At 59.0% G+C, this 24,189-nt stretch carries 14 protein-coding genes and 2 pseudogenes; 10 read left to right on the top strand and 6 right to left on the bottom strand.

Annotated elements, in window-relative coordinates; genetic code table 11:
- Nucleotides 1-9 precede the first annotated feature (9 nt).
- From M2361_RS25300 to M2361_RS25290, 3 genes are all read left to right on the top strand, one after another.
- Nucleotides 10-1,485 carry an amidohydrolase family protein gene (locus tag M2361_RS25300; protein WP_259252534.1) on the top strand — a complete coding sequence of 492 codons (1,476 nt, stop codon included), beginning with the start codon at nt 10-12 and terminating at the stop codon, nt 1,483-1,485.
- Nucleotides 1,486-1,656: 171 nt separating this feature from the next.
- On the top strand, nt 1,657-2,352 hold the full coding sequence (locus M2361_RS25295; RefSeq protein ID WP_259252533.1) for a response regulator transcription factor: 696 nt from the start codon (nt 1,657-1,659) through the stop codon (nt 2,350-2,352).
- A 249-nt stretch (nt 2,353-2,601) separates the two neighbouring features.
- Nucleotides 2,602-3,696 (top strand): EAL domain-containing protein, encoded by a 1,095-nt coding sequence (locus tag M2361_RS25290; protein ID WP_259252532.1) that lies wholly within the window; start codon nt 2,602-2,604, stop codon nt 3,694-3,696.
- A 469-nt stretch (nt 3,697-4,165) separates the two neighbouring features.
- Here the strand turns inward: M2361_RS25290 and M2361_RS25285 are convergent, their stop codons facing one another.
- Nucleotides 4,166-4,828 (bottom strand): response regulator transcription factor, encoded by a 663-nt coding sequence (locus M2361_RS25285; RefSeq protein WP_259252531.1) that lies wholly within the window; start codon nt 4,826-4,828, stop codon nt 4,166-4,168.
- Between the two features lie 267 nt (nt 4,829-5,095).
- Between M2361_RS25285 and M2361_RS25280 the strand changes: the two genes are divergently transcribed.
- The 6 genes and pseudogenes from M2361_RS25280 (at nt 5,096) to M2361_RS25265 (ending at nt 14,818) form a co-directional block, all read left to right on the top strand.
- Nucleotides 5,096-7,816, top strand: a complete 2,721-nt coding sequence (locus tag M2361_RS25280; RefSeq protein ID WP_259252530.1) for a hybrid sensor histidine kinase/response regulator — start codon at nt 5,096-5,098, stop codon at nt 7,814-7,816.
- A gap of 75 nt (nt 7,817-7,891) precedes the next feature.
- Nucleotides 7,892-11,245: an ATP-binding protein gene (locus tag M2361_RS25275; protein ID WP_259252529.1), complete on the top strand. Its 3,354-nt coding sequence runs from the start codon at nt 7,892-7,894 to the stop codon at nt 11,243-11,245.
- Nucleotides 11,246-11,949: 704 nt separating this feature from the next.
- Nucleotides 11,950-12,327, top strand: coding sequence for a transposase (locus tag M2361_RS29015; protein ID WP_310508928.1), 378 nt, complete (start codon nt 11,950-11,952; stop codon nt 12,325-12,327).
- Nucleotides 12,212-12,658, top strand: a complete 447-nt coding sequence (tnpB, locus tag M2361_RS29085) for an IS66 family insertion sequence element accessory protein TnpB (protein WP_404976442.1) — start codon at nt 12,212-12,214, stop codon at nt 12,656-12,658. Before M2361_RS29015 ends, tnpB begins: the two co-directional genes overlap by 116 nt.
- 82 nt (nt 12,659-12,740) lie before the next feature.
- A complete protein-coding gene (locus M2361_RS25270) occupies nt 12,741-13,160 on the top strand; it encodes a hypothetical protein (RefSeq protein WP_259252528.1) in 420 nt (139 codons plus the stop codon).
- 197 nt (nt 13,161-13,357) lie between these two features.
- A pseudogene (locus M2361_RS25265) lies at nt 13,358-14,818 on the top strand (IS1182 family transposase).
- A gap of 298 nt (nt 14,819-15,116) precedes the next feature.
- Here the strand turns inward: M2361_RS25265 and M2361_RS25260 are convergent.
- The 4 genes from M2361_RS25260 to M2361_RS25245 all read right to left on the bottom strand — a co-directional run bounded on the left by M2361_RS25260 (nt 15,117) and on the right by M2361_RS25245 (nt 20,163).
- Nucleotides 15,117-15,740 carry a hypothetical protein gene (locus M2361_RS25260; RefSeq protein WP_259252527.1) on the bottom strand — a complete coding sequence of 208 codons (624 nt, stop codon included), beginning with the start codon at nt 15,738-15,740 and terminating at the stop codon, nt 15,117-15,119.
- Nucleotides 15,700-18,030, bottom strand: coding sequence for a fimbrial biogenesis usher protein (locus M2361_RS25255; RefSeq protein WP_259252669.1), 2,331 nt, complete (start codon nt 18,028-18,030; stop codon nt 15,700-15,702). The genes M2361_RS25260 and M2361_RS25255 overlap by 41 nt, the downstream gene beginning before the upstream one ends.
- Nucleotides 18,031-18,589: 559 nt before the next feature.
- Nucleotides 18,590-19,243, bottom strand: a complete 654-nt coding sequence (locus tag M2361_RS25250) for a DUF1120 domain-containing protein (RefSeq protein ID WP_259252526.1) — start codon at nt 19,241-19,243, stop codon at nt 18,590-18,592.
- Nucleotides 19,244-19,446: 203 nt separating this feature from the next.
- Complete coding sequence (locus M2361_RS25245) at nt 19,447-20,163, bottom strand: fimbria/pilus chaperone family protein (RefSeq protein WP_259252525.1); 717 nt, start codon at nt 20,161-20,163, stop codon at nt 19,447-19,449.
- A gap of 343 nt (nt 20,164-20,506) precedes the next feature.
- On the opposite strand from M2361_RS25245, the pseudogene M2361_RS25240 reads away from it, so the two are divergent.
- Nucleotides 20,507-20,926, top strand: a pseudogene (locus tag M2361_RS25240) (transposase); the annotation flags it as partial.
- A gap of 350 nt (nt 20,927-21,276) precedes the next feature.
- On the opposite strand, the gene mobF reads toward M2361_RS25240, so the two are convergent.
- Nucleotides 21,277-24,150 carry a MobF family relaxase gene (gene mobF / locus M2361_RS25235; RefSeq protein ID WP_259252524.1) on the bottom strand — a complete coding sequence of 958 codons (2,874 nt, stop codon included), beginning with the start codon at nt 24,148-24,150 and terminating at the stop codon, nt 21,277-21,279.
- Nucleotides 24,151-24,189: the final 39 nt, after the last annotated feature.

Here is a 24,189-nt window from a genome sequence, read left to right as displayed (position 1 = left end):
GAAGTCGCCATGTTCGATGTGGATTCCACGTCCATCAACCGTCTGAGCGCCGTTAATTGCGGCTGCCACAACCCCGCGGCTGCGCGTATCAATGCCCTGTACGCCATTCATGAAGCGACGTCGGGATCAATCGCGACGGCGGGCGCAGCCGTGAAAGCCGCACCGGCCAACACGCACGCCGGGGCCGTGTCGCACGCCGCCACCGCGCCGGCCGAGGTGGGGAGCGGGCCGCTCGCATTCGTCAATGTGCGCATCTTTGATGGCGTGTCGGATCAACTGCTGACCGGGATGCGGGTGGTGGTGCAAGGGCGGCAGATCAAGTCCGTGGAACCGCAATCGTTGCCGTTGCCCGAAGGTTGCCAGTTGATTGATGGCAAGGGTGGGGTGCTGATACCGGGTCTGATCGATGCGCATTGGCATTCGATCCTGGCGCGGCCCAGCATACTGATGGCCATGACGTCGGACTTCAACTACGTGCATACGATGGCGGTAGTGGAGGCCGGGGCAACACTGATGCGCGGTTTCACCACGGTGCGGGACATGGGCGGGCCAGCCTTCGGCCTGAAGCGGGCCATCGACGAGGGCCTGACGCCAGGGCCGCGCATTTACCCGTCCGGCGCTTTCTTGAGTCAAACCTCCGGCCATGGCGATTTCCGCATGCTGTCCGATTTGCCCCGGTCTCCCGATGCCGGCCTGACCTACGCCGAAAAAGTGGGCGTCACCGCAATTTGCGATGGGGCGGATCAGGTCCTCTTGCGCGCCCGCGAGCAACTGATGCGCGGCGCGACCCAATTGAAGTACATGGCGGGCGGCGGAGTGATGTCATCGTTTGACGGACTGGACGTCACCGAAGGATCGCTGCAAGAGCTGAAGGCGGCTGTCACGGCCGCCGAGAACTGGGGCACTTATGTCACGGTGCACGCTTACACGTCGCGCGCGGTCGGCATGGCGCTGGACGCCGGCGTCCGCTGCATCGAGCACGGCCATTTGATCGACGAGGACACCGCGCGACGCATGGCAGACCTTGGAGTGTGGTGGTGCTTGCAACCGTTTCTAGACGACGAGGATGCGGTTCCGACCCAATCGCCTGCCTCGCGGCAAAAGCAATTGACCATGGTGGCCGGGACGGACCGGGCCTATGAGATGGCGCAGCGTCTGGGTATCAAGACGGCGTGGGGCACTGATACTTTGTTCGACGCCCGGCTTGCCACCCGCCAAGGGGCACAGCTGGCGAAGATGGTCCGTTGGTATGGCGCCGCCGAAGTATTGCGAATGGCCACGAGCGTTAATGGCGAACTGTGCGCGTTATCGGGCCCGCGCAATCCCTACCCGGGCAAGCTGGGCGTAGTGCAGAGCGGCGCTATGGCCGACTTGTTGCTCGTCGATGGCAACCCGCTGGAGGACCTTCAGTTGCTTGCCCGACCCGAGCAGAGTTTGTCGCTGGTTATGAAGGGAGGCAAGATCTGCAAACAACGTACGGCATAAGGGGCCGACTCGCGGCGCCAGGAAGCGGCGTCGCTCCATCCCCCCCCCCAATTCTCCCCGCTTTCGTACTTGTCAGTATTGTCTTATCAAAGATAAGGACAAGTACGAGATAAATCCAGGGGGGCGAACACTACATTGGCTGCTCTGACCAAATCGGGAAGCTGATCCGCCATGAAAATATCCCTCATCATCGCCGATGATCATCCCGCCCTCATCACCGGCGTCAAACATGAACTAGTAGGGTTCCACACTATCTCGATTGTAGGAACCGCCAGCAACTCCACGGAGATCGTTGAGCTGTTGGCGAAATCGCACTGCGATGTCTTGGTTACGGACTACGTCATGCCGGGCGGCGATTTCGGCGACGGTTTGACCATGCTGTCTTTCATGCGCCGCCGCTACCCATTCTTGAAGATCATCGTCTTCACAACGATCGATAACCGGGCGATGGTGGGCGAGATGGTTAACGTCGGCGCGCATGCGGTGTTGAGTAAAGTGGATGTGATCGGCCACCTGATTTCCGCCATTCACGCGGTGTACGCCGGTGCCACGTACTTTTCCCCAAAGTTCAGATCGCCGTCCGCGGTGGGCCAGCTTGCGCAAATCGACCCGGTGCAGAAACTCACCCGACGCGAATCGGAGGTGGTCCGCCTCTACGTCTCTGGCGTATCAATCAACGAGATCGCGAGACAATTGAACCGCAGCAAGCAGACTATTAGTTCGCAAAAAGTCAGTGCGATGCGCAAGCTGGGTATCGAACGGGACGTCGAGCTGTTTCGCTTTGCCTATGAAATGGGGCTGTTAACAGAAGGGGGCACGCAGACCGAAAACTCCATTACTGCCGACGAGCTCTTGAGGCAGGGCTAGCATCCCGACGGTTTTGGTACTAGTCCGATTGTTCGTCATAAGTGGTCGGATCATAATGGGTCCATTATGCGAGACCTCAATTTGAATTTTCCTCCCCACGCCCCATCGTCAAGGCCTGTGCCCGGGATGGCCGTGCTTACGCTTGGTCCCGCCACCTCATCTTCAGATGCGTTGAACACGCTTCTGACCAGCGGTGTGTTGCGGGAGGTACGAACTTGTTGGGGGCTGGGTTCCCTAACAGAAGTACTGTTGCAGCAGGACGTAGATGTGGTGGTGTGCGAAGTGCGAGGCGTTCCTTGTGAAGGACTGTCATTGCCCGCTCGCCTTCAACGAGAATTCGAGGCGGGGCGCCTGCGACGTCTGCCCGCCGTGTTGTGGATCAGCGATCTGCCGCGAAGCATTTTGGAGGCGTGCGCCGACCCCTTCCGCACGATAGGCGGGGCCCTCGAAACGGTCACGACAGCCATCGGCGTAGCCTCGTTTCTTACCAGCCTTGGTCAAGGGGGCGACGCGGTTGCACTAAATGCGGACGGAGCCCAATTCAATGACAAGGACCTGGTCCTTGCGCTCTGCGCCGAGGATGGTCTTCGCGTGGTGTTGCAGCCACAAGTGGACCTGACTACTGGACAGATCCTGGGCGCTGAAGCTCTGATTCGTTGGCGGCATCCGCAGGTCGGTGAAGTACCTGCCTTTGAGGTGGTCGAGGCGATTAGCCGCCTTTCGATGGATCCACGGCTGTTTCACGTCGTCACCGAACGGGTGCTCGACCTGCTGGCGCATCTTGCCACGAAAGGCACTTCCACGCGAATTTCGGTTAATGCGGCCGCGCCCACGCTGACAGTGCCCGGCGTTGCACACTGTCTATGGGAACGCACGCTGCGGCGAGGCATTTCCCCCGATAAAATTACGATTGAGCTCACAGAGAGCGAAACCACTCAGAATAAGACAGCATTGGTGGCCGAGCTCCGGCGGCTGCGTGCGTTCGGGTTCGGTGTCAGCATGGACGATTTTGGAACGGGCGCGTCTACGCTGGAGCGCTTAAGCCACCTCCCGTTTTCCGAGATCAAAGTGGACCAAACGTTTGTTCAACGGTTCCATTCCGAGTCGGCCGCGCGCGCCATCGTGGCCGCTGCAATTGAGTTGGGACGGGCGATGGATCTGGTGGTCGTTGCCGAGGGCGTCGAAACGCCAGAGCAGGCAGCCCTGTTGCGATCGCTGGGCTGTCGGATCGGCCAGGGATTCGGTTTGGCCCAGCCTATGGAAGTTGCCGCATTCGTAGAAAGGTTGCTCGCAACGCCTTCAAATATCGCGAGGCGGCTGCATTGTCAGAAGGGGTTTTTGTGAGCGATGCGCGGTGTCATCGCCTCATGGAGCGTGGTAATTATCCCGCTATGCGTGGTGCTCACACGTACGTACGTTGCCGCCCGGCTGATGGCGAGAGACCTAAGCAATGTCGTGGAATTAGGAGCGACCGCCTGCCTTACCACCTCCGCGTTGTCATCACCCGGCTTGTGGGCCGCGGAATTCGCCTGCCTTTACCTTGCTGGCGAGGCCGCTTGTGCTGCGCTATTGATCGTTGGCGCTTTCACCCGTAGCACGTGCGCGGCGTTGCTAATGTTCAATGTGATGACGCTGTATGTGGATCCGTCGATCTTGAATCTGTCGCGGCCAGAACCGTTTCTTTTTCTAATGTATTCGTCGGCCTGCCTTCTCGTGCTGACCGCCTATGGGCCAGGCCCGCTATCCTGGGATGCCCAACGCAGGCACGCCGGAGGGCGGTAGTGCATTGAACGCCCGTACCGTAGAACAATGGTTAACTCCCGTTTCTGGCGTCTGGCGTGGCCGCTATTCCGGAGTCAAAGGCGAATCGGAACAAGTCTGCATCGCGTTCGATGCCCAATTTACGCATGGCGCTGCTCTTCTGTGAGCTAATGGTCTGTTTGGACCGATTGAGTTGAGCCGCAATTTCGTTCACGGACATGCCTGACACATAAAGCCGGACGACTTCGAGCTCGCGTTTGGTCAATGCTGGTCCGGTCGCGCCGGACTTGGAAGATGATGTTGACTGTCCGTTTCCGGCTTCGGACGGGTAGTAGCGGGCGCCCGCAAAAACGGCATGAATGGCGGAAATGAGATGGCTCGTTTCGCTCGCCTTCCCCAGAACGGAATGTACGCCCATCTTGGACAGCTCCTGAACTATGCCGGAATTGTCCAACATAGTGAACACGACGATCTTCAGTTTAGGGTAATGGCGCCGTACGTAGGATAGAAAAGTGATGCCGTCGCCGTGGGTGCCGCCGGGCATGGCGTAATCGGTTACGAGCACGTCGCAGGGCGCGCTGTTTAGCAGATGGATGAGTTCGCCAGAATCGCGTGCAGTGCCGTGAATATCGATCGAGGGGACCTCTCCCAGTTCGTGTTTGATACCTGACAAAAGGGCGGGGTGGTCATCGGCAAGCAGAACGCGAATCTTCATGGGGCGCATGCCGTCCCGTATGGGCAGCGAGTCAGCGACTAGGAAGGTAAATATAGCCTAGTCCGCAAGGATCGCGCGTTTTTCCTGGGACGTCGCGGGTCGTCGGGAGTCTCCAGTCCGCACGCTCCCGGCTGGGCCACATGTGGAGCCGTTCGCGGCAGAGCCTGACGCGTAGCGGCTCGCATGATCTTCGAAACTTTATAGGACGGGGCTTGGAAGGGCTCCAAGGTAGAGCAATTGGCGTGTGACAGCAAGCTTGTAACCCTGATGAACCTGCGCCGTTACCAAAGGCGCCTTTTGTTTGGCGGTGGTCTCCTCAGTACGCTGATTGCCCTGGTGATCCTGGGCCTGGGCGTGAGTGTGGGCGTGAATGCGCAAATGGAAGCGCAGCGGCGTGCATTCTCTTTGGGCCACGCGATGGTAGCAAAGTTCGGTCGCGGCGCGCTCGTCGAACCCGCCCGAGTGGCGGGCATGCGAGGCATGGCCGTGATCATCAACACGAGTGGCCACGTGATTGACTTGGTCGGTGATTGCTGCGCAGAACGGTATGGGCCTTCAAGGGCGACGCTCCGGCGTCTAGCCGAACTGTCTGGCGACCGCCTAAAAAGTTGGCATGAGCCCGGGCTGTTCCTTATTTCGCAGCGTCTGAACGAAAACACGGTACTGGTTTATGCGTATGCTCTGAGTAGCATTGCCGAAGCAGTCGGGGAAGATGTGATTGTAGACTTCATGTTGACATTACCTACGTTGTCAATGATGTGGCTCCTGCTGATTTCCCTGAAAATGCGCGTGTTTCGACCTCTACTTGAGTGGTCGCGGCGTGTGTACGAGGGCGAGGAGCTTAACCGGATACTAATAGATACGGCCCCCGTCGGGCTTGGGTTGATCTCACTTGATTCTGGCAAAGTTCTGGTGCGCAGCCCGGCGATGGCACATATAGCAGCGCGAATCGGAACCGGTGCACATGCGCTGCCCGCCACATGCATCAAGTTGCATAAAGCGCACGTGGCGCGCGGGACAGGCAGTCCGCGGCACGGAACGTTTAGCGAGGACGTCCGATTTGAAACGTTGGACCGAATTGGCCTGGATTTATCCATCTGCATGGTTAGGGCGCGATATCAGGGGCAAGAGGTGCTAGTCACGACGTTCACCGACGTGACGTCGAAAAGCCGCGTCGAACGGCAGATGCGCAAAGCGCGACAAGCTTCGGATAAGGCTAATGCAGCAAAGTCCGCGTTCCTGGCCGCCATGAGTCATGAGATTCGTACCCCGCTGAATGCCATTCTGGGCAATCTGGAACTTTTGTCACATTCGAAATTGAATGCGGCGCAGCGAGATCGACTGTGTACCATACGCGCTGCATCGGATGGCTTGCTGGCAATCATCAGCGACGTATTGGACTTCTCAAAGATAGAGGCTGGCGAGTTGCAGCTTGAGTCTGTTAATTTTAACGTTTTGGACGTGGCATCGCACGCGCTTAGGATGTTTGAGCCGGCAGCGCGCCGCCGGGGGCTTACGCTGTCCTGTGATTTTGGTCCGTCCTCATCGATACCTATGTGCGGAGACCCCACTCGGCTGGGCCAGATCGTCAACAATCTGTTGTCCAACGCCGTCAAGTTCACGGAGCAGGGGGCCGTCACGCTAACGCTGTCGGTCGATGCCGGGCGTGAGGCTCTCTTCCTTCAAGTCCACGACACGGGCATAGGCATGTCGCCGGATCAGACGGCGCGTCTCTTCAGGGCGTTCAGCCAGGCCGATCCGACCATCAACCGGAGGTTCGGTGGCACAGGATTGGGCTTGGCGCTTTGTTCACGGTTGGCCCAGGCGATGGGTGGCGCGCTGTCTGCGCAAAGTGAACCTGGACGGGGCAGTCGCTTCACGTTGCGTTTGCCGCTGGGCGATCGCAGCGATAACCGCCGGGCGCCAAGATTTGATGGGCAGAGAGTGGCGCTGCTGGCTGCGTCCGCTTCGGCTCGCTCCGATTTAGGCGGCATCCTGCAATCGTGGGGTTTGAACGTCCACTCCTATGCACATCCGTCCTTGCTGACGGCGGAATCGTTGGGCGACGTTGCGGCGGTGGTGCTCTGGGGTGATCGACGAGCGTGGCGGGCCGAAGACGAGAATCGGCTGGTGGAGCAGGCGCCCCGGGTCATCCTCTGTAGCGAGGACGGGCCATTGGAGCCCGTGACGATGGGGCGAACGGTGAGAGTTTCGACGCTCGGCGTCAAGGGTCTGGAGAAAGGTCTGATGCATGTCTTGCTGGCTTCCCCGCTGAGAGAACCCGAGCTGCGCCTCCCGGCTCTGGCCAGCCGCTTACGTGTCTTGGTAGTGGAGGACAACATGGTGAACCGCCAATTGTTCACCGAACAATTAGAGTTGCTGGGTTGCGACCCCGTCTCCGCCGAGAGCGGGCCGTTGGCGCTGCAATTTCTGCAACGGGAGAAATACGATGTTCTGTTGACGGATCTCGCCATGCCGGACATAGACGGCTACACGCTAGCCCAGAGCGTACGGAAGCATTGGCCCGACGTGCCTATCATAGCGGCCAGCGCCCACATAACGCCCGAGATACAGCGGCGATGTGAGGAGGCGGGCATGGCTATCGTGCTGAGCAAACCATTGTCGCTGGATCGGCTCGCACACGCCCTCACAGCGGTTACTGGCGTACGAAACTTACGCATGGAGGTGAATCAGCCGGGAAGCTTTCTGGGCGGGCGCGCCCTCGGAAAAGATCTCGAGCGGACGTTCCGGCAAGCTTGCGAAGCATCGTTGAATGAGATTAGCCAAAGCCGAATAGCGGGGGATCTGCCACAACTCTTGGCATACTTGCACAAACTTCGTGGAATGCTGGATGTGTTCGGTGCCCATCGCTTGAGCAGGTTGGCGGTGAAGGCCGAAACGCATCTGCAGGCGGGCGGGGGACTGATCGACGCCCGTGACTTGTTGGATGCGCTGGAAGTCGGCTTGGCGCGCGCATCTTCCCAATAAGGAGCGCGTCACGTCATAATCAAACGTACACTCCTCGTAGGCGAGGAGGTTGGCACCATTATATGACCGCGAACCATGACCATATCAGAGCAAAGCGATGTATTGGGGCTCTTGCGCCGCTATCAACAGGTGCTGATTATGGGGGGCGGCGTCGCAATCACCGTAGTCGTGTTGGCGGCGGGCCTGGTCGATGTTGTGGCTTCCGTCAACGCGTATCTTGCACGCATGAAAGAAGAAGTTTCGATGGACGTGCGCAAGGCGCTGGCCTTTAACGCGAGGACGGTCTCTACGCTACGCTACAGCGTCCAGAGCATGGAGTTGGCCTGGAGCGGTGCCGTCGCCGGTGCACAAGACGACGACACTTCAATTGGACGGGACGGCGTGTTGCAGGTGCGGGCGGGTACCGACGGATCTCCGCTGCTTGTACTTCGCAATACCGGGAGATCGGACTCTCCCGAGGCTGCGCAATACGTCCGGCTTGCCCGCAGAATGGCGGCGACGACTGCAGTCATCGCGTCGCGCAATGAAGGCGATCTTACCGTTTATCTTTTCAGTCCGGATCGTCAGTACCTGGTCATGGCAGTGCTCCCTTGGAGGGGGGGCGCGTGGCAAAGTCAGGTGACGTCGAACCGAGCTGGCCTGTTCGACACGCTGACCTCTTCAAACGGCGCACCCATTACGCCTCCCCAAGGCGGCTGGCGAGTTTTTGGAACCTCGATTCCGAAATTTCAGTGGCTGAATCCATATCGGAGCCCGCTGACAGGCCGTGAAGTAGAACGCATCGCAACGGAACTTTTTGCTGAGAATGGCGCACGGATCGGTACGTTGGTGTATGAGCTGCCTCTCAGCAGTCTGGCGGCGAATTTGCCAGAGACCAGCTTCGCGGGTACGTGTTTGGTTCTGGCGCCAGATGGTTCGCTGGTCATGGCGTGCCCGGCTACGCATGCTGATGAACTACTGCCGCTTGCCAGAAAAGCCCTGGCGGACGGGCTTGGCCACACAGTGCAGACGATATTTCGGGACGGGAATGTATTGTCCGGTTGGGCGCTGACGCCGACAGGACAAACCTTGGTGCATGCACAGTCCTGGCGAGAAGTTGCGGCAGGAGTGCGCTTGCAGGTCATCCTCGCGGCGATAACATCGGCCACAATCATTGCCTTGACGTGGGCGCTGTTGTTAATGGTGAAATGGCGCGTCTTCGCCCCAGCGGTGCAGCAGTCGCAACGGGTGTTAGATAGTGAGCAATTGAGCAGAAAGCTGGTGGATACTGCGCCAGTGGGGCTGGGGCTCATTACCGTGCACAGCGGCCAGCCTTTGCTACGTAGCCCGACCATGATAGTTACCGCCGATAGAATCATAGCCACTGGTCTGAGCCTATCGGGTGTTTTTGCGCGACATTACCAGCAAAGAGAAGCACTCCTTACTAGCGCGGAGCGGCCGGGCGAGCCACCCTGTGCGCGTGACACGGAGGTCATCAAAGACGAGCTGACCTTTCGTACCCGCAGCGGTCAGCGATTGGATTTAGCTGTGAGTATGGTGCGCGCTCGGTACCTGGACCAAGACGTGCTGGTCACGGCGTTCACCGATATCACTGCCGACAAGCAGCTGGAGCGTGAGCTCCGCTCTGCCCAACTGGCCGCCGACGCAGCCAGTGCAGCCAAGTCGGCATTTCTGACGGCGATGAGCCACGAAATCAGAACGCCGCTCAATGCTGTGTTGGGCAACTTGGAGTTGCTAGCCTATTCGCCTCTAGACGAACGTCAACGAGACCGTTTGAACACTATTCGCAACGCGTCCGACGGACTGCTGACCGTGGTTAGTGATGTCCTGGATTTTTCGAAGATCGAGGCAGGTGAACTTCAATTGGAAGAGCTGGAGTTTGACGTGTTGGAGCTCGCCTCTGACACTTTGATGGTGTTTTCCCCTATAGCAGAGGCCAAGGGCCTGCCGCTTGCGGCCGAGTTCGGCGAAACCGTCTCCCTGCCGCTGCGCGCAGATCCCACGCGGCTGCGGCAGGTAATGAACAACCTCATGTCTAACGCCATCAAGTTCACTGAGCGCGGTCGGGTGACATTCCGATTGTCGTGCGATCGGGTGGCGTCGCAGGTGCTTATCGAGGTGGAAGACACGGGCATTGGAATGAGCGCTCATCAGGTGTCTCGGCTGTTCCAGGATTTCAGTCAGGCGGATGCGACCATCAGTCGGCGATTTGGCGGGACAGGCTTAGGACTGGCCTTGTCTTATCGACTAGTTCAAGCAATGGGTGGCGAACTCACCGTACGTAGCGAACTCGGAGCGGGCAGCAGCTTCATCTTGCATCTGCCAGTGAGTGCGGGTACGCCGGTCGGCCAGACGCCGAGTTTCGAAGGTCAGAGCATACAGATCGTAGCCGCATCCGACACCTGGCGATCGCGATTGCGCCACACCTTGAATTCGTGGGGCTTGCAGGTGACCTGTTGTTCTCATCCGGCGCTTATCACGCGCGACGAAGTGGACGATGCCGATGTGCTAGTTTTCTGGGGAGAGCGACGGACCTGGCACTTTGATGATGAGAGAAGGCTAGTGGAGCACGCATCGTGGGTGGTGGACTGCGCTAAGGACGGGCCCGCCCAACCGGTGATCAATGGAAGGGTGATCAGCGCCAATGTGCACGGATTGCAGGGACTGGCAAACAGCTTGCGATACGCCCTGCAAGGCACACCGCTGTCCAAGCTTACACCGGAAGGCATGATACTTGGCAACCGCTTGCGCGTGCTGTTGGCAGAAGACAATGTGGTTAATCGCAAGCTGTTAGAAGAGCAACTAGCGTTACTTGGATGCGTGGCGACGGTGGCGAAGGACGCGCAACAAGCCCTGGTCGCGCTGGAGAAAGAGAGGTTCGACGTATTGTTGACCGACCTCTCTATGCCCGGGCAGGATGGATTCGCGCTCACGCGTGAGGTGCGAGAGCGATGGCCAGCGATGCCGGTGATGGCCGTAACCGCCAATGTGACGCCACAGCAACGGGAACAAGGCGAGCGGGTGGGTATGGCGCGTGTGCTGGGAAAGCCCTTATCTCTGGTCCAGCTCCGCGACGCCCTATGCGATGTCGCGAGTCTGGCACCCTTGCGGAGCGAGGCGTTTTCGGACTGCAGTCTATTAGAGGGCCGACCCATCGCCCGAGACACTAAGGAGCTGTTCATTCAATCCTGTCTAGACAGTCTACAGGCGTTGCATCTCGGCCTTCGCGATGATGACGCTCCCAGTCTGCTCGCCGAGCTGCATTCTCTGGGAGGAGCGTGCGGAGTATTTGGGTTGAACGATATTGCAGAGCGGTGTGCCTGCCTGACAGGGTCGATATCAACACGAGGGGTACGTAGCAATGCGGACGGAGTACTTATGTTGTGTTATGAGCTAGTCGGGGTGCTAAAACAACACCGTAGCGTTTGATATGGTTAATAGCTGGTCCTATATGCGAAATGTGTAGCGCACTAGCGAAAAAAATTCATTCTTCGAAGAGCGAAGCTTTGCACTCGCCCTACGCTTTCTCTACAGTTACCCGGCTGTTGGTTTGCAGGGCAAAGTCGGCTCACTTTTACGTTGGTTTTGCATCTAAATCTGACTTACCTCGCGAACTCTATCTTGCTTTGAGGCATCCCGTCCTGTTTAGCTCTAAACAACCACCTCAAAATACGGTTACTCCTAACCCGCGAATACGTGGATGCCCGCTTCGCGACCGTCCGGCTCGCTTTGCTCGCCCCTTGACAACCGCTGATGGACAAACGGTGGACAGGATTCGCTGACCACAGGCTTGACCACTGGGTTGCCCACCGGCTACCGGGGCTTATTCCACATATTCACCTCCCTACGCCAGTCACCATTTATAGCCAAGGGCAAAGTACAGACAGGCCCCCGCTTAGACCGTGACGTTCTTGTTGCCTGACGCACGTAGCGGCTGCGAGAGCTCGGCCGTGATACGCCTGGCCATTAGGCTCCGCGGTGTGTCACGAATCGTGCGATGCGCTGTAAGCGGCTAGGCAACCCATCTTGGCTAAGCCAATGTGCGAAGCGATAGTGTGCACGAGGAGATCGTGCACATCATGTGGAACGAGGTTTTAGTGAATAGGCTGCTTCGTCGGTATTAAAGCGACGAGTTGAAGGCCGAGGTGGTCCGGGCCTGTGGCGCGCCCGGTGCGTCGATTGCGGCCATCGCGCTGTCTCATGGTATCAACGCGAACATCGTGCATCGTTGGGTGCGCGAACGCGGCGAGTCGGTCAAACAGCAAGATTTCTTGCCGGTGCCGATATCGCCGGCGTCATCTGGTGCCGGCGATGCTGCTGGGCAGTCATCGAGATTGAACTGCGGCGTGGCGGCGCGGTGGCGTCGATACGCTCACCCTTGCAAGGTGCCAGTGCATGCGCGACGCTACTACGAGATTGGTTGCGGTGATTCGAAACGATGCCATATGGCTGGCCGTCAACCCGATGGATATGCGTGCCGGCAGTGCCACGGCGCTGGCTCGCGTAGTTAAGGTGTTTGGGACAGCGCGCCCGAATCACGTGTATGTGTTTGCCAACCGGCGCGGCAATCGCATGAAAGTGTTGATACGCGACGGCATCGGAGTGTGGCTTGCCGCGCGGCGCCTGAACAAGGGCCGCTTTCGTCTGGCCGGAGCAGGGTCTGGCGGTAAAGCAGACGCTCACGCGCGAGCAACTCCAGGCGCTGGTCGTGGGCCTGCCCTGGCAACGCATGGGCGAGGACGGCGTCATCACCGTGCTGTGATAGGTCCGAGCGCTGCGCGCAATGGGGTATTGCGCCAATGGGCAGGTGTACCCGTGCTCTGGCACACTACGCCGCAATGACAGCCCTCCCGCCTGACCTCAACGTCTTGGACGCGCAAGCATTGCGCGACTTCACGGCTGGGTTGTTGAACAGGTCGGGGACATGCGCGGCCAACTGTCGGCGAAAAACCGCGAGGTCGTCTACCGCCAGACACGCATCGACCAGCTCACCCACGAAATGGCGGTGCTGAAGCGCTACCAGTTCGGTAAGCGCAGCGAACAGTTGGACAGCACGCAGGCGAGCTTGTTGGACGAGAGCGTCGATGCCGATATCTCGGCCATCGAAGAAGAGCTCGCACAACCGAGTACAAACCCAGTGGCCCCGGCCGACGCGCCGCAAAAGCCCAGGCGCGCGCCGCCGCCGGCGAATCTGGCGCGCACCGATATCCATCACAAGCCCGAATCGACGGTCTGCGGTTGGGGCTGCGCACTGAAACAGATCGGTGAGGACGTGGCCGAAAAACTGGACTACGTTCCAGGCGTGTTTGCGGTCGACTACGAAAATCGATTGGATCATCGCTAGAAATGGTATGGGCCGCCTGTGATGCGGGACCAAACGATGATTTGTGACGGTGCGTTCGTACTGGTTTACGTGAATTGGCGTGTCCCAGCCCAGGTGGCGGGGCGCAACGGTCGCTTGTGGCCGAGGCTGTGTGAAAGTTCTTTGAGGCCGCTACGGTGGAGTAGCGAGAGTTTGGTGTCTCGATTCCGGGAGTCGACATGCCCCGCTTCATCGAAGGTCAGGACCGGCAGCAGGTAGCGTTGATCCCGGAATGCCTGGATGACTTCATCGCTGACGACAACCCGGTGCGAATGATCGACGCATTCGTCGACGAGCTCAACCTGGAATCGCTTGGATTTGAGAAGGCGGCGCGAGCAGCTACCGGCCGCCCGTTGTATCACCCGATCGTGCTGCTGAAGATCTACATCTACGGCTACTTAAATCGGGTCCAGTCCAGTCGTCGACTCGAGCGAGAGTGCCAACGCAACGTCGAACTGATGTGGCTCGTCGGCCGTCTGGCGCCAGACTTCAAGACCATCGCGGATTTTCGCCGTGACAACGGGTCGGGCATTCGCAACGTTTGCCGGCGATTTGTTGCCGTATGCCGAGATCTCATGCCGTTGAGCCAAGCCCCGGTTGCCGTTGCTGAAAGCAAGTTCAAGGCAGTCAACTTCCGCGACAAAAACTTCCCGGCTGCCAAGATAGACAAACGTCAGCAGCAGATTGAGGAGAGCATCCACCGCTATCTGGCGGCGCTCGACACAGCGGACCGAACACAACCTGTCGAGATTGAGGCCAGGACCAATCGGCTCAATGACAAGATCGAACGTCTGCGCAAACGAATGCGCACGCTGGATGACGGCAAGAAGAGGCTCAAAGACAGTCCAGACGGGCAGCTGTCGGTGACCGGCCCGGATGCCCGCTCGATGGCCACCAGCGGCCGGGGCTCGGGGATGGTCGGCTACAACGTGCAGATGGTTGTCGAAGCCAAGCACCATCTGATCGTCGCGCACGAAGTGCCGAACCGAGGACATGACAGGGACTCATTGGCATCAATGACACAAGCCGCGCGGGAGGCCATGGGCAAGAAGCGACTGCGTGCGATTGCCGATCGCGGCTACTACAGCGCGCCTCAGATCAAGGCATGTACAGAGACAGGTATCGATGCGATCTTGCCCAAGCCGACTACTTCCAATGCCAAGGCCGAAGGCCGCTTAGAACATTCGGACTTCATTTACATGGCGAAGGACTATTAGCACCAGTGCCCTCCGGGCCAGCGCGATATCCAGCAGTTTACGCGAGAGGAGCATGGTCTTCAATTGCGGCGCTACTGGAGTTGTGTTTGCCGACAACGCGCAATGAAGGAGCGATGCACACCTTGCGCGTGTCGGCACATCAGTCGATGGGAACATGAGGCCGTGCTTGAGGCTGCGCAGCGCCGTCTAGACCGAATGCCAGATGCGATGAAGGTGCGGCGGCGCACGGTGAAACATGTGTCCGGCACGTTCAAACATTGAATAGGCTATACACACTTCCTAACTCGTCGCTTGGGCAATGTGAGCACGTAAAAGAGCTTGAATGTACTGGCCTATAACCTCAAGCGGGTCATGCGCATCCTAGGCTTCCAGCACACGATGAAAGCGATGCTGTCGATGGGGGGGGCTGAGCCCTTCATGTGACCAATGACGCACTTCATATCGTATCCGCGCCGCTCAAACGGCCGTCGGGGAGTCTCGCGTCGAAAAATCGAAGTGAACACCGCCCAAGTTGATGCGGTTCAGGTGAATTCGTTGTGGTTGTTGGGCGAGAGGAGTTTTCACACAGCCTCGACCCATTGCGGCTGTTCGGTTTCAGTGGGCAATGGCTGCCTTGCAGCGGTTGCAGCAGTCACTCGATGGGGCGGAGCCACGCTGATTGCCATCAGCCAGACCATCAGTCCAGACGCCGGGGCCACCGTGAGCGACAGGCATCGCGCGTTTACGGCTTGCCATCTGCCCTCACCAACTCAAACACCCCACCCCCCTCCAAAATCGTAACGTCCCGAACGCGAGTCGCCGGCTCATCAATACAGGTGTCGAATTCGATTTGAGCCGTGAAGACCTTGCCCGATGCGGCTTGGCCGAGGGCCACGGGGGACACCGCCGATCCTGGCGTCAGTAATACGCTTGCGGACGGCGAGGACAATGCACCGCCCGTGCCCGCGGTTTGGGCGAGTTCGATTCGGTTTCCATCCACGGTGGCATTGCGTAGTCGAATGGTGAAATTGCCATTGGCGGCGAAGCGGTAGCTATTCGGGCCGGCGGCGTCGCCCAGGAAACGTAGAGCCAATGGCGTGACAGTGTCGCATATGGCTGTCAGCGTGAGGTCGCGCCTGTTTAACGCCAGCATCGGCGAGCGGCCTTGCGCCAGGAGCTCACCTCGATACAGCGCGCCGTAGTCGATCTCTGGATTGCTGATCGACAGGCGGCACTCCGCCGACGCCGCGCCCGCCGCAATAAAAAGAAGAAGAATCAACGCCAGCCGTGTCAGCAGGCGCCGGGAAAGGCTCTCAACCCCAGCCTTAATGGCAGACTGCCGGTGCCCTTTCATAGAAGATGTCATCGTTGTTCTCATTGGGATAGTCGATGTTCAAGGTGCAGCTTTTGTCACCCGGCAAGGACACTTTTAGGGTTTGATCGGGGCTGGCGTCGGTCAGGAAAATGGCGCCTTTGTCGAGCACCGTCGTAAGAAAATTGTTTTGGGCGTCCAGCACCGAGGAACCCTTGGGCAAGGCATGGCCCTGGCCATCGACGGCATCGACCATGACCCGGCGCGCTTTGATCACGTCAAAGTTCAGGTGGTTGACGGACCCTCGCCCCGCTTGCACAGACTGAAATCCGTTCCTCAGATCCACACGGCGCGGCAGCGATTTCGGCTGCACCTCCACCCGGTTGTCGCGATACGCATGGAGCTGCGGTACCACCGCCCGCCCAGCTGCATCGGTCCAGACAGGGCCGTTAGGCGTGGTGAGTTTGACCCCGGATAGATCGCCCACGGCGACCAAGCCGAAGGTGTCCTGTACCGCATAGGGCGACAGCGTAACGCCGGACTTGTGAGCAACGATGCCCCCGGAAATCCGGCCAGATTGGGTGCTGCTGGAGCCGCCTTGCGAATAGCCCAGATCCACGCTCGTGTAGCGCGGCACCACCGACACATTGCCGGATGCATAGGTCTGGTCCATGGAGTTATTGCGCTCCACGGACACGCGGTAGTTGAATTGATCGTTCACCACTTCCGACATGGCTGCGCCCGCGCGCGTCGTATCACCGCGCTTGCTGACGTAAGTGCGGACATTGCGCGATCCCAGCGGGATGCTGACGTTCACATACACCGCGTTGTCGTTGCTGTAGCTGCGGCCGTTGTCGCGCTTGTTGGCGCTGCCCATGCTAGTTTCCACGTTCGCTGTCACCGTCGCGTGCTTGAATGTTCTGCCCCAGGAACCGATCAAGCGGTTGTCGGCATTGCCATCGAAGTTGCGGCTGTTGCTGTATGACGCATTGAAGCTTCCCAGCATGTCGTGCGACCAGTTGACCGAGGCGGTGTATTGGCCGTTGTACAACGAGGCGCGCCACGGGGAATCGGGGTCAATAAGTGTATCGGCCAGATCGCGATAACCCGACGTCTGCTGCTTCGCCGAAGCCCCAACAGACAGCCGCTCTGTAGCGCGGACATTCGCCGACACGATAAGCTGCGCGCCTTTGACCCCGCCCCGCGAGGCGTTCGACACCGCGCCGCGCACGCTGGCGCTGGCGTCACGATGCAGGCTTGCATCGATACCGGAGCCGATGGTCTGATACGAGGACGCACCCAGGATGCCCGCAGATACGACCGCGTTGGTGCCAAGATTCCACGTGCCAGTGGCCGCCGCGATCATGGGCTCTTCACCGCGATCGGACGACAGCTCGCGCACCTTTCCGATGGCAAAACTGTATCCCGGCTGGCTCACCTTGGCGTTTCTGAACGTGGCGGCGGGGACCAGAAAGCTACGCGATTGACCACCGGATTCTTGAATCGAGACATCCAGGTCGGTGCTGGTGTTCAGCAGCGGGATGTCCGTCAGCGCGAAGGGGCCTTCGGGCACCATCGTGGAATAGATCAACACACCCGCCTGGCGCACTTCAACGGTAGCCTGGCTTTGGGCGATACCCTGCACCAAGGCGCCGGAGCTTGCTGTGTTGCTGAGTGCGGAATCGGGCATGGTTTGCACGCCGGTAATCGGCGCGCCCGCAAACACCGGGCTATTGACGTTGATCTGCCCGGCCTGGAATACCGCCTTCTGATTCGGAAACGTCCGCTGCGCGTAGGCATAGAGATGATTGAAGCGCTGCTCGTCGCCATCTTTGCTGAACAGCTGGCGGCTGCGAACGATCCAGTCGTCCATATTGAACCCGACTTGCGTGGTCGCATAGGTCGAGTCGCGCCTCGTGTCGCCGAACTTGGACCGCATGGTCATGATGTCGTAGTTGACGATGGCGGCCGTCCCACCCTTGGTGAAGTTCTGGGCTTCCAGCACGTCGCCCCGCATGGCATCTTGCGGCACCACCAGGGATATCTGCTCGCGATTGGGACGCAGTCTCAACGAGGTTTGGGGAAACGCCGCCACGAAGTCATAGCAGGACCGTTTACCTTCGTCTTTGCGCAAGAGAAATGAAGGTGAGGGCACGCGCAGGCGAGCCTTTTGCATCAAGTTTTCGTCAAAGCAAAGACCGCCCTCCTGATCAAAGCGCGCATCGATCTTGCCCACGTTCACGCCATTGACCACCAGCTCCACCACGCGCGCGCCAGGAGAAAAGCGAGGCGCATCGCGCAGGTATTCCGCCAGCTTGGGATCGATGCCGCGATGACGCAGCATTTCAAGGTCGAAGCCGGCAGAGCCGTCGGCCTGAGGCGCTACGTTCGCCGCCAAGGCCATGGTCAACGGCGCAAGCAACAGGACGCTGCCCAGCGCATAGGCGATAGGCGACAACATCGATGCGCGTCTGGCACGCGCAGGAGCGCGCAGGGGCTGGACGCCCTTGCGGGCGGCCCTGTTGGAGTTCTTCATCCTCTTGGCTTTGAGAAAGGTTGCGGTTACGCGGGGAAAGGGCGACGGCGGATCAACGTAGCCGCCGTCCAGTACATGGGTAGTGCGAGGCGTGCTCGGCGGACGACAACGTGCGTCCGCCCGTCTTTGCTTAGAGGTACATCACCTCAAACGTGGCGGAACGGTCCAGCGGGATATCGTCGGCCAATGGCAGATCCATTCCTGTGACGCGCACCTCGATGGATTAGGCGTTAGCGCCAGCCGCTGCGGCGAAGGAAGCGGCGATGAATGCTGCGGTCGAGATTTCCTTGATGAGAATCATAGTGTGATTTATTAGAGAGAGATGGGCGCTACCGCGCTATGCGTCCACGCAGTAGCTGCCAACGGCTTACAGGTAGACCATTTCCAGGGTCGCGAGACCGTCCAGCTGAATCTCATCCCTCAAGGGCAGTTCTTCGGCCTTATTGATTGCAGCGGTCACGGCAAAAGTGCCGGCCAAGTTGGTGAAGGCAACTGGAGTGCCGTTCGAAGTCAACGACCAGGAGCGCAACGCACCCTGTGGCAAGCGCCCATAGGTGGAGACGCCCCAAGTGGTGCCGCCGTCGTTACTGGATACCGTAAGTACCGACTTTCCATCTGCGGTGAACGAGCCTTGCTCCAATTCCATCACGTAGCCGCCGATGTTGGCATTAGCGGCTTTACTCAGGCCAAAAATGTAGTTTTGTTGCGTCCCAATGATGTTCGTGACCGCGCTATCGGCACGGTTGTCTACGGCCGTAATTGCCACATAAGTGGGGGCGTCACACGAAATGGAGAACGGCACGCTCTTCGTGGGAAGTTGAGTGAAAGAGGTCGTGTTCAACGAAGCTGCGGGAATAATGCCAAAGTCAATGACACCACCACCAGCAATAGTGGGCGTGCAGGCGGCCGGCGTGATTGTGCCGATGACGCGCACGTCGATGGATTGGGCGTTAGCGCCAGCCGCTGCGGCGAAGGAAGCGGCGATGAACGCTGCGGTCGAGATCTTTTTGGTGAAAGTCATTTGTTTTGAGAACTAAAAATGTGAAGGCAAGCCTTCTTTGTTAAATCACGCGGACACAAAAGATCGGCGCGACGAGATTTACGCGTCATGAACGATCATAGCGAGAGAGCGTTCAGAGCTGCGAACGGCGGTTCGTCGAACCGTGCGCCGGCTTGCCTGCACCGTGAAGCCTGCGGCCGGGCGAGCTTTTCTCGGGACAGCGACTACTGGGCGGTCGGCCCGAGAGGCGCGTCATAGGAACCCACGGCGTAGCCGTAGACGGTGGCGGGCTGAGAGGTGACGGTTTTGTCGCCGCTAACGCCCTGCAAGGGGATGGACAAGGTTTCGCCGGGCAGCACGTAGGCCCGGGGCAGGCTGACAACTTTTCCTGACGGCTTGAGCTTGAGTTCCTGCGCCATGCGCACCACATAGGCGCTGTCGTTGACCACATTCAAGTTGCCGTCCGTCAGTTCCCACTTCAGAAGCTTCCACGGCTCACGATTGCGCTCGAGGCCCTTGGGATGAATGATCAGCGGCAGGTTCTGCCGCACCGTCACGCCGACCGTGCTTTTTCCATTCGTGTCTGGTCGCATCGGAATTCCCTCGAACACGATGCGCTTGAGGCGCTGAGTGGTGGACGGCGGGCCGGGTTGGCGGATTACGCGAACCAACTGCGTTTCGCCTGGTTCAACTCGAGCCACGGGAGGCGTGACTACGACAAGCGCAGCTCTGTCCTCGGGTACGTCTTCGATCGTGGAATAGAGCAATGACGGGAGGCTGTCCGTGTTGTTGACGTTGATGCTGGTTTCGCCGTCAGCTTCGTTTAGGATGACCACTGACGTTTCGGGCTGCATGCCTGCGGCGTTCGCGGTGGCGGCGATCAGTGCGAAGGTTGCTCCAAATAGAACGCGACTTAGATAGTTTCTGGATGAATAATTCATCTATTCCCCTAGTGTGTTAGCCATCTTCAACGCTGCTGGGCTGTTGAAAAGACGTATGTTTCGACAGGATGAATTTTGAGTTATTCGCGAATTCCGATGTGTAGGACTAGTCCCAAAAAAGCCTCTATGGAATGAAAATTTCTCCTGATCTCTTGGCATTTTGACCCCCGTACTTCCCGCTGCGAGGGCCAACATAAAACCCATGCTGCTTCCTCGACGAGAACGAACAACGAAAGCCGCCTTACAAAGTAGCCCGATGGGGTCCTACACGCGCAGTTGTCTCAACGTTTTGAGCGGTTCCTCAACAAGGCAGGGATGTTTAGTTGAGCCTGCGAGCAACGACAAGACCGACTTCCCATATATCGCGCAGGACGACGAATATCAGTGCCCGGCGGGCGAGCGCGCGATCCATAGATTCGCTACGGTGGAGAAGGATCTTGATCTGCACATTTATTGGCCCAGCGCTTGCCCGATGCCCGCTCAAACAACTGTGCACGACCAGCAGCTATCGACGTATCCGCCGATGGGAGGATGACGATGTGTTGGCGCGAGTTCAGGAACGTCTTGATCGTAAGCCCGACGCAATGACGTTGCGGCGGCGCACCGTCGAGCACGTATTCGGCACGCTGAAACACTGGATGGGTTCAACACACTTCCTGACCCGGACGTTGGCGCATGTGTGCTTGCCTATAACATCAAACGCCCAATGCGCGTATTGGGTATCGCGGGAACGATGACAGCAATGAGATCGGTGGAGGCATGAGCCTCTTTAACGCTGATGAGCCTCCCAGCTACGACTAGACACCAGAAAAGCACGAGGGGGGCGATCAATATATGACTGGATGACGCTGCACGGGCAATGAAGCCCTTGAGCCCGAGCACTCGGCATATTCCTGCATCGCATGCGTTTCCACACAGCCTCGGCCGTGAGTGGTCGTTGCTGAACGGCCGCTTGGGGTCCATGCTCGCGAGCGCGTAGTCGCACCATAGAGCGTGCGGCATCGGGTTGAATTATTTCTGGGCGCGGAGCCCGCCCGGTGCTTTCACAATGAAGGAAAGAGCCCTTGACTGTAAAATTAAAAAGCGGCGTTTGAATGGCCTGCATCGCATATCCTACCTAGACTGGTGTTCCATGGCTGCGGGCGCCTTGTTCGGGCGCCATGGACGGGTAGATTCCAAGCCGATGTCCAACGCCGCCGTTTTCTCCTCCAACCGGTTCACGGCACCGGACAGCTTTGCGGCGTTCTCGGTATAGATTTCCGTGTGAAAGCGTGCCCGGGAAATCGCCACGTAGTAGACGTCGCGCTGCGTGGTGCGGCTAAAACTCTCAGAGTTGATCAGTGCGCGATCGCATGTCAGGCCCTGCGCGCTGTGGCTCGTGGACGCGTAGGCCCGATCCAGATGCAGCGGCGCTGTTGCCGCGCTCATCGTGATCCGTCGGCCGTTGCCGCCGATGGTGACCGTTGTGGGCGTGACGGCGAGCACTTCAAACCGATCACCGTTGGCCAAATCGAGTGCGGCGTTGTGCCTCGTCGCCCGCACCCAATCGCCGGCGGATAATTCTGCCTTGACCGGTTCGTAGACTGACAGCTTGGTGGCTCGAGCAGGATTGAAGGTGGTCTGGACCTTACTTTCCATATGCTCAACGACTAGGTCATTGGGCTTTCCGGCAAGCGCGCCAATAACGCGGTACATCTCGCCCTGCCGCAAATTCCCGATTTTGTAGTCCCGCTCCGGCTGCACAATATCCCCAGCGATGAAATACTTGGCCACTCGCCGTTCTGCCTGCGTAGTATCACGTCGGGTAAGCATCTTGAACTCAAAGCCGCGGCCGCCCAATCCGAGCGCTTGGTGAGTAGCCTCGTTCAACGCATTCCGAGAATCGTTCGTGCCGGTTACGATGAGCGTCTCCCGCCGCTCATCGTCGTTCAGCGTTGCGTATCGCGTAGCTATAGCGTCATAACGTTCGCCGTCGTCCTTGATGGTGTGCACGGCTTTCAGCTTCTGATCTAACACGCCAAGGGAGGCCGACGCCTGACCCTTCGCCGCTCGTTCCACCGCAGCCTTCAATTCAGGCGATTTCTGCCGAATGATGTCGCCCATTAGCGCGGTGGCCATGCCGGCCACTTGCAACTGGCGAAACGGGCGGCCAGCCTCGATGGCTTTGGTTTGGCCCGTGTCGCCCAGCATGACGATGCGCGCGTCGTCAACCTCGGCCATTTTCATCAGACGTTCCATGAGGCGGGCTGGGACCACGCCCGCCTCATCGATGACCAGGACGGTTTTCGGGTCGAGCTTGAAGCGGTCTTTCTGACGTGCCTCCAGAACGGACGCTACGGTCCTGGACTCCATTCCGAGTTCCCGCAGGGCTTCGATCTGCTTGCCGTAGGACGCCACGGCCTGGACCTTGAAGCCCGCTGCTTCAGCGGCCTCCTTGACCTGAGCCAGCATGTGCGACTTGCCGGTTCCCGCCAGGCCTTGGACGCCGATGAACCGGTGGGACGTGCTGAGGATCAGATTGGCGGCCGCCAGCTGGCCTGGCTTGAGCGAGCGGCCAGCCATAGCGCTATGGGCTGCTTGAATATCCAAGATTGGCGCGACCTGGTCACGCCCCTCGCGCTCGATCTGGAGGATTCGCTTTTCGCGCTCCCGTGCCACCTGTGTGGTGTACCTTGCGCCGGTCGGAACAAGCTCGCCTCGAGCAATCGAAATGCGGATTTTTTCTTCCGCATGTTTCTTGCTCATGCCACCGACGACCAGGGCGGCGACTAAGTCCGACCGTGATTCGCCGGCACCGTCTTTGTCCTTCGCGTGCCGGTACTGAATCGTCCCAAGGATCAGGTGGCCTTTATCAAGTGAGCGCTTGACGGCCGATTTGAGGTCGCCCAGCTTTATGCCCATGCCGTGCGAACGGTGCAGCGCGGTCTTAAGCATCTCTTTTCCGTCCATCACGGATTCGCGTTCGGTGTGGTGCTTGATCGCCCACCGAAGACACTCGTCGGCAATCAGAGCAGCCGCTTCCGGCGTCAATTCCTGACGGGGCGGCTTGCCGCTTTCCGATTCGGCTTCCTTTTCCAGTGGTTGCTTTGCTCCATTGAAATCGATGCCGAGTTCAGTCGCCTGTCGTTCCCAGTCACGCTGAAGTTCTTCGCGAGAAATTTCGGGGGCCTTGTCCAGGCGAGTTTTGAGGGCGATAGTTTGCTTGAGCGCTCTGCTCGCAGATTCGCGGGTTTCACCTAATGCCGCCAGTTCAGCATTGATGTCCTGCGAACGCTTGGAGAACCCTTCGATGTGGTCCCGAGAGATATGCGCGAGTTCGAAGCTCTTGCCCTCGTAGCGGATCTGATGGCCGGACTTCTCCAGGCTGCTGGCCAGCTCGGCGTGATACACCGATTCCATCATGGACTTCAATCGATAAATTTCGTCGTTCGATATTGCGACCCAGCGCCCATCGGCGCGTTGGGTGAGGTTCATCAACAGTGCGTGGGTGTGCAGCTGGGGATCCGAATAAGCACCATCGGTGGGCCTGGCCGTCTCGTGCCGAAACTTCGCGATAACAGCATTGCCCGTTCGCTCCGTAGTCGTTATTCCCTGCTCCGTCTGGCGCGCCCGCAGTAGCTCGTGTTCCAGAAATTCCAGCGCCTTGCTTACCGCGTAGTCGTGGGCCTCGATGACTGACGGATCCTTGCCGGCAAGCGCCTGGATGCTGACGCTCTTAGGCGGAGAGAACGTCATATCGAGTGCCGCACGTGCCTCAGCATCCAACCTGATAGAACGCGATAGTTTGACGTCTGGACCAAAGTCACCGCGCAGCGCACGCAGAAATTCTTCCTGTTGAACCGCGCCGGTGAGCCCTAGTGCGTCGGCCGCCTTGCCTTGCCATTGCGCGGCCGTGCCATCGCGACTGTAGTAATCGTCTTTCTGGTCCGCGTAGTAATGCGACGCCTTTGTGGCGGCGCTCCGATGGATCGATTTCAAAGAGATCATTAGATTTCCAAGGCGCGCGGAACCGCCATGCAAGATGAC

Origin of the sequence: Achromobacter sp. JUb104, assembly GCF_024806975.1 — a bacterium.
GTDB lineage: Bacteria > Pseudomonadota > Gammaproteobacteria > Burkholderiales > Burkholderiaceae_B > Achromobacter > Achromobacter spanius.
The sequence above is the reverse complement of the archived record's forward strand: the minus strand, read 5'-3'. Positions and strand labels throughout refer to the sequence as shown.